This is a genomic window from Kitasatospora sp. NPDC058190 (assembly GCF_042883685.1).
GTDB lineage: Bacteria > Actinomycetota > Actinomycetes > Streptomycetales > Streptomycetaceae > Kitasatospora.
On record NZ_JBHVVI010000248.1, the window covers coordinates 1 to 4462 of the forward strand.

The following is a 4462-nucleotide window of genomic DNA, read 5'->3' on the forward strand; positions in this document are numbered from 1 at the left end:
GCCGGATGCGGTGAGAGTCGCACGTCCGGTTCGGTGAGCGGTCCGGGGAAACGGGACCAGGGAGACCTGGTCACCGCGCCCCGGGCCGACTCTCCACGCTGGGCACTCTCATGCTCCACCGCAGGCTCGCGCGGGACTACGAGGCAAAGCCGGCCAGCTCGGTGGCGGTGATCCACTGGTCCATGACCGACGTGATGCTCCGCCGCCTCACCCGCGCCGCCACCCCGACCTGGCGTGACCCGCCACCCTGGCGTCCGGCACCTGTGACCAGCGGGAGCGTCGATGAGGGAACTCCTGGACAAGATCGAGTCCCGGCAGCAGCTCGTCCTCGAGACAGCCGACGAACTACGTGAGCAGATCGCCCGTCTCGCCGAACAACTCGCAGCCGCCGAAGACACCTTGAAGCGACTGCAGATCACCCGGGAGACCATCCTGGAACTGGCCGCCGAGGACGAGACGGGGCCACCCGAGGCGCTGCCTCCCGGATACCGCGCGATCCTGGCGGCCATCGAGACAGCGGGAGAAGGACTCCGTGTCAAGGACGTCTGCCGAGCCCTCGGCCTCGGCACCGAGGCACGGCACACCGAAGGCACCCGCGCCAAGCTGAAACGCCTGGTCAGCCGCGGCATCCTCACCGAACCCGAGCCCGGCCTCTTCACCCTCACCAACCCGGCACCGGCCACACCAGAGGCCAACTCAAGCTGAACCCCGAAGGCTCACAGAACACCCTCTGAGTGGGGTCACGGCCCGGCCGGCCGGGGTGAGGCGATGGGCGGGGCTTGAAACGGGGCGTTGCAGGACACGGATGCGACTGCAGTGCGGTGTGGTGCGGGCTGCGGCTGTTCAGGCCGGCGGATCCGCTGGGCCGCCGTCAGCGCGCTCGGGCTCGGCATGCGCTCTGGTGCGGGGCAGGACCCATCCGTCCGGGACCGGGGCGTGCGGGAGCAGCCCGGGCAGGGCCAGCGCCTGAAGGTCCCGGCCGTCTGCCGCTGCGAGCTCGGCGTCGGCCTCCATCGCGGTCAGCGCCTGAAGTGGCTCGGGGGTTCGGGGGGTGGTGACGGCCGCGTACCGTTCGGTGCGGAGCTTTTCGGCGGTGGCCAGGGCCTTCTTCAGTCGGCGCTGCTCGGCCGATCTGGTACGGCGTACGGCGGCCCGTTGCTCGTCGGTGGCCGCGTCGGCCAGATGAGCGGTGCCCAGGCGGGCGCCGGTGACCGCATCGATGACCTCGATCTCGTGGGCATGGTGGGGCAGGAACCGGATGCGGACCTTGATCCCGTCCCCGGCCAGGCCCTGCATCCAGTCGCCGACGTAGTAACGGCCCCGCCAGTACACGCCGCTGGTGGTGAGCGTGCGGGCACGGCCGTCGTCCTCCAGCGTGAACGCCCACAGCTGCCCCTGCTTCGGGTCCTCGAGTGGTGTGGGGTCCTCCAGCCATGCCTGCAGCGGGGTACGGCTGGCCAGGGCTGGCGAGGTGTGCTCGGTGTTCCACCAGTTGACCCACTCGAGCAGCAGTTCCACGAACGCGGTGAACGTCAGCGGCGCTGTCTCGTCCTTGGTCCGGTCGCGGCGGCGGACGGAGGGTGTGGGGGCGTGGGTGTAGCGGGGCAGAGAGGCGAAGAGCATCCGTTCCGCGCACCGGTTGAGGTTCTCGACCGTGCCTTTCAGGTGGGGGCTGTAGGCGGGCAGGTCGTGGACGGGGATGGCGAGGGCGCCGAGCGCGGAGGTGACGGTGCGGGAGAGGAAGTCCTTGCCACGGTCGATGCGCACCAGGGCGGGCAGGCCGCCGACCGGCCCGTAGAGGCCTGCCTCGTCATCACGGGAGATCGCGGTGCGCAGCGCCGCCAGGATCGCGTCCCGGGATGGGGCGTGCGGGGTGATGGCGGCGCCGGTGACGGCGTTCGTGGCGCAGTCGATGAACCAGGTCACCCACGGGCACACCAGCTCGCCATGCAGGTTAACCTCGACCGGGACGTGTTTGTGGTCGCCCTCCCAACAGGCGTTGCGCCACTGCCGGGGCCGGCGCAGGTGCACATCGTGACCGCGCCGGGCCTGCTCCCCACCGGCCAGGGCCGCGCGCTGGCCGGGGTTGAGGTCCCGGCGGATCGCCCGGTGCAGCGTCGCCAGCGACGGCACCGCCACCGACACGGCCTCGCCTGCGTCGCTTTGCTCCCCCACATCGTCGTCATCGGCGGCGGCGCGGGCCTCGGCGAGCAGTTCACGGTGCACCGCGGCCGCGTTCCCGCACCACAGAACGAGCCGGGCATGCACCTGCGGGGTAACCGTGAAGCGCTCCCGCCCCTTCGCGCCGGTCCGCCCCTCGGCACGAGCCGCGGCCAGCCAGCGCCACACCGTGCGCAGCGACACCCCCACCGCGTCCGCAACCAGCCGCACATGGCCGGTCGTCAACTCACCCCGCGCATCCAGGGCCAGCAGCCGGCCCACCGCCTGCTGCCGCGCCAACGCAACCGGAACCACCGGCCCCACGCCGGCCGGCCCGTCCTCCTCCGGCACGAGCACCACCTCCACTGCCCCACACCGCGGGAACCCGTGTCCCTGCGCACGGGTGTCCTGGATCCAGGAAGTCGGACTCTGCGCGTCGGTGACAGCGCAATCGGCATTCCGCTGACACCAGGGCGGGGTGTGCGGTACACGTGCGGGCGGGCGGCGGCTGAGAGGTGGAGCGGTTCGGCGGTACGCGTGGCCGACGCGCTTCGGGACGGAAGGCTGACCACCTTCAATCGGCGCAGGCCCCGGTCCGCCGGGTACCGTGCTCGGACCACTGCCGGATACTGGTACGGCAGGCGGCAACGCCGAAATCCACGAGCCGTTCGATCACGCGTCGGGCAGGATCCTCACCTGTGAATCACGTTCTGTACGGGCTGGCCGCCAACCCTTCCCTGCCCTGCGAACTGGTCGACCGGCTGATCGCGGTGGCGGACGCCGACCTCGCCGAGGCCTTGGTCTGCCGCCCGGACCTCAGCCATGCACAGGTGAAGGCACTGGCCTCCCGCTTCGAGGAGGCCGCAGTACGGCTCGCGTACGAGGGCCGGCTCACCGCCGACGACGTCGACCCCGCCGTACAGCCGCGCGCGGCGCTCGCCCTGCTCGAAGAAGGCGCTGGCAGGCCTCAGTGGGGGCGCCTGCTCGCCACCGGTCCCCTCGTGGAACACCGGGAGAAGCTGACCGCCTGCCCCGATCTGCCGCCGGACGTGGCGCTGACGCTCGCCGCGGACCCGCAGGTGCGGGTCGTCGCGGAACTCGCGCTGTGGACGACGTCGGACCTCGCCGCCCGGCTCGCGCAGCACCCGCACACCGAGGTCCGCCGCGCGGCAGCGGCCAACGAGGCGACGCCACCGGCCCTACTGGCGGCGCTGCTGACCGGCGAAGGGCTGCCCGCGGCTCGGTCCTGCCTGGTTTGCGACCGTAAGACGACCCCTTTCGTCCACGACCCGCTCTGTCCGGAGCCCGACTGCGAGCTGCCGCCGGGAGCCGCCTGCGACGGCTCCCACGAGTCTGCCGTACACGACATCCAGCAGGCGGCCCTGCGTAACCCGGCCACCCCCGCAGCCGTCGCCGCGCTCTTCGCCGACCACCCCTCGGTGCTGCTGCGCCAGGAACTGGCCGCCCGCCCCGACCTGCCGCCCCAGGTGCACGCGCGACTCGCCGAGGATCCCGTCCCCTGGGTCCGTGCCCGGCTCGCGGACAATCCCGCGATCGACGAGGCCCTGATCCGCACCCTGGCCACCGACATCGGCCACGACGTCCAGCGCCGGCTCGCGCACCACCCGCGCCTGCCACTCGACGTCCTCGCCCACCTCACCGGTGCCACCCGGCTCGGCTCGCCCCTGCTGCCGCGCATCGCCGCGGCCTGTCCGGCCGAGGTCGAAGAGCTGGCCGCCTCACCCGAAGCGACCGTGCGGATACTCCTGGCCCAGCGCCGCGACCTGCCGGCCGAAACCCGCGACACGCTGGCCCGCGACCCCGACGCCAAAGTGGTCAAGTCCGTCGCGCCGCACCCAGGGCTCTCCGAAACCCGGCTGCGGGCGATGGTCGAACGGCACGGAGCGCGAGTCGCCGCGAAGGTGGCAGCCAATCCCGACGCGACACCTGCCCTGCTGGAACACCTGGCCCGACACCGGCCGCCGGTGCACAAAGCGTTCCGCGAAATCGCCCGCCACCGCCACGCAACGGCCCCGGCCCTGCTCGTGTGCCTGACCGACCGGCAGGCCAGGCCCATCGCCGCCGGTCATCCGGCCCTACCGCCTGCGGTCATCGTCGAACTCCTCACCGACGACAACTGGCAGACGGTGGAAGCAGCCGCCGCCAACCCGTCACTGCCACCGGCATCGATGCTGGAACTGGTGCCATTGAGGTTCCCCCGAGGTGCGGAAGGTTGCCCGAGATGGCCTGATGGGTCATGAGAAGGGAGCCTTTGTGATGGCTGCTCAGATGAAGTACCCGC

At 71.9% G+C, this 4462-nt stretch carries 3 protein-coding genes and 1 pseudogene; 3 read left to right on the plus strand and 1 reads right to left on the minus strand.

The window, feature by feature from the left end; genetic code table 11:
- Positions 1–95: 95 nt before the first annotated feature.
- Both ACFVWU_RS44325 and ACFVWU_RS44330 read left to right on the plus strand, forming a co-directional pair.
- Positions 96–236: pseudogene (locus ACFVWU_RS44325) on the plus strand (IS5/IS1182 family transposase); the annotation flags it as partial.
- A gap of 46 nt (positions 237–282) precedes the next feature.
- Positions 283–705: a hypothetical protein gene (locus ACFVWU_RS44330; RefSeq protein ID WP_387632281.1), complete on the plus strand. Its 423-nt coding sequence runs from the start codon at positions 283–285 to the stop codon at positions 703–705.
- Positions 706–843: 138 nt separating this feature from the next.
- Here ACFVWU_RS44330 and ACFVWU_RS44335 read toward each other — a convergent pair whose 3' ends face one another.
- Positions 844–2442 (minus strand): Mu transposase C-terminal domain-containing protein, encoded by a 1599-nt coding sequence (locus ACFVWU_RS44335; RefSeq protein ID WP_387632287.1) that lies wholly within the window; start codon positions 2440–2442, stop codon positions 844–846.
- Between the two features lie 416 nt (positions 2443–2858).
- Here ACFVWU_RS44335 and ACFVWU_RS44340 point away from each other — a divergent pair, with 416 nt between their 5' ends.
- The gene (locus ACFVWU_RS44340) at positions 2859–4421 is read left to right on the plus strand and encodes a hypothetical protein (protein ID WP_387632284.1); all 1563 of its coding nucleotides are present in this window, start codon (positions 2859–2861) and stop codon (positions 4419–4421) included.
- Positions 4422–4462 lie beyond the last annotated feature (41 nt).

Bases quoted from the DNA above. Each gene is read 5' to 3' on its own strand.
- ACFVWU_RS44330 (WP_387632281.1), top strand. From the start codon at position 283: ATGAGGGAACTCCTGGACAAGATCGAGTCCCGGCAGCAGCTCGTCCTC.